This window comes from Pseudonocardia pini (assembly GCF_013870575.1).
GTDB lineage: Bacteria > Actinomycetota > Actinomycetes > Mycobacteriales > Pseudonocardiaceae > Pseudonocardia > Pseudonocardia pini.
Genome location: NZ_JACBXB010001060.1, coordinates 1 through 1,465, shown reverse-complemented (window position 1 = coordinate 1,465; position 1,465 = coordinate 1). Strand labels below are relative to the sequence as shown.

The following is a 1,465-nucleotide window of genomic DNA, read 5'->3' as shown; positions in this document are numbered from 1 at the left end:
GGGCCCGACGCCGCCACCCGCGGCTCGGGCACGGCCTCGGGACGGGGTGTGACCAGGGAGTAGGTGGTGGGCGCGTCCGGCGAGCCGGGGTAGAGGGGGTCGTCCGGGTCGTCGAGCAGGGGGCGCAGCCTGCGCCGGACCTCCTCCAGCGGCATCCGCTGGTCGGGCTCCTTGACCATCAGCGCCGCGATCACCTCGGCGACGGGGCCCGCGTCCCGGGGACGGGGGACGTCGCCGTCGACCACCTCGGTGATGGTGGAGACCGGGTCGCCCTTGACGTCGTAGGGCGGGCGGCCCTCGATCGCGGCGAACAGCGTGGCGCCGAGGCCCCACAGGTCTGCGGCGGGCGTGACCGCGCCGCCCATCGCGACCTCGGGGGCGATGTAGGCGGGGGAGCCGAGGACGAGCCCGGCGGTGGTCATCGGGGCGTCCGAGGAGTTGCGCGCGATGCCGAAGTCCGTGAGCTTGATCCGCCCGTCGTGCGCGACGAGCACGTTCCCCGGCTTCACGTCCCGGTGCGTGATCCCCGCCCGGTGCGCGGCCCGCAGCGCCGCGGCGGTGGCGTAGCCGATCACGGCGGCCTGGCTGCCGGAGAGCCTGCCGTTGTCCTGGATGATCGTCGCGAGGTTCCGGGAGGGGACCAGCTCGAGGACGACGAGTGGCTCGCCCTCGGCGTCCACGACGTCGAACACCGTGATGACGTTCGGGTGGGACAGGCCGCCGAGCGCGCGGGCCTCGCGGAGCATGCGCTCCCGCATGCCGAGCGCCTCGCGCTCCGGCACGCCCCGGGGGACCTTCAGCTCCTTGACGGCGACGCGGCGGCGGAGGACCTCGTCGTAACCGGACCAGACCGTGCCCATCGCGCCGCTGCCGAGCTGTCCGGAGAGGCGGTACCGGTCGCCGACGACGCGGCCCGGCTGCTCGTCTTCCTGCGTGGACACGACGCCATTCTCCCGGTGCGGGGTGACGGGGGTGCGACGGGGTCCGTCTTCCGTCTCCCCGTCCGGGGCATTGACCAGCGCAAACGTCTACGTCACGTGACCGGGTGACAACGCTGTGCAGTCCCCTGCGGAACGCCGAACGGCAGGTGGGCCCGTTCGCCGCGTCCGGCGACGACCGTTCGTCACAGGACTGCTCACCGCCCGCAGCAGATCACCGACCCCTCGGCGCGGATACCCGGTGAACCTTCGGTTTCGGGTTGGTACACCGCTGTCCGGGTGAGCACCATGGAGAAATGCAGGACAGAGCGAAGAGCCCTCTGGGGGCGGTCCCGGGCGGTGCCCGGTGACCCTTCTCGAGGCGCACCCCGAGCTCGCCGCCGGTGGGGACGACCACGTGGTCGCCGATCTCGGCGCGGGCACCGGCCCGGCCTGGCTCGACCAGTGGCTCGCGGAGCACCGCGGAGACGTGGTCGCCGCGCGCAGGTCGCTGCACTCCGTACCCGAGCTCGGCCGCGACGAGCATC

General features: G+C 73.6%; 1 protein-coding gene and 1 pseudogene. One reads left to right on the top strand and one right to left on the bottom strand.

What is annotated here, in order from left to right; all coding sequences use genetic code 11:
- Positions 1-860: serine/threonine-protein kinase (locus H5J29_RS32480; RefSeq protein ID WP_181784725.1), on the bottom strand; the 860-nt coding region annotated here is incomplete at its 3' end.
- Positions 861-1,284: 424 nt separating this feature from the next.
- On the opposite strand from H5J29_RS32480, the pseudogene H5J29_RS32475 reads away from it, so the two are divergent.
- Positions 1,285-1,465: pseudogene (locus tag H5J29_RS32475) on the top strand (amidohydrolase); the annotation flags it as partial.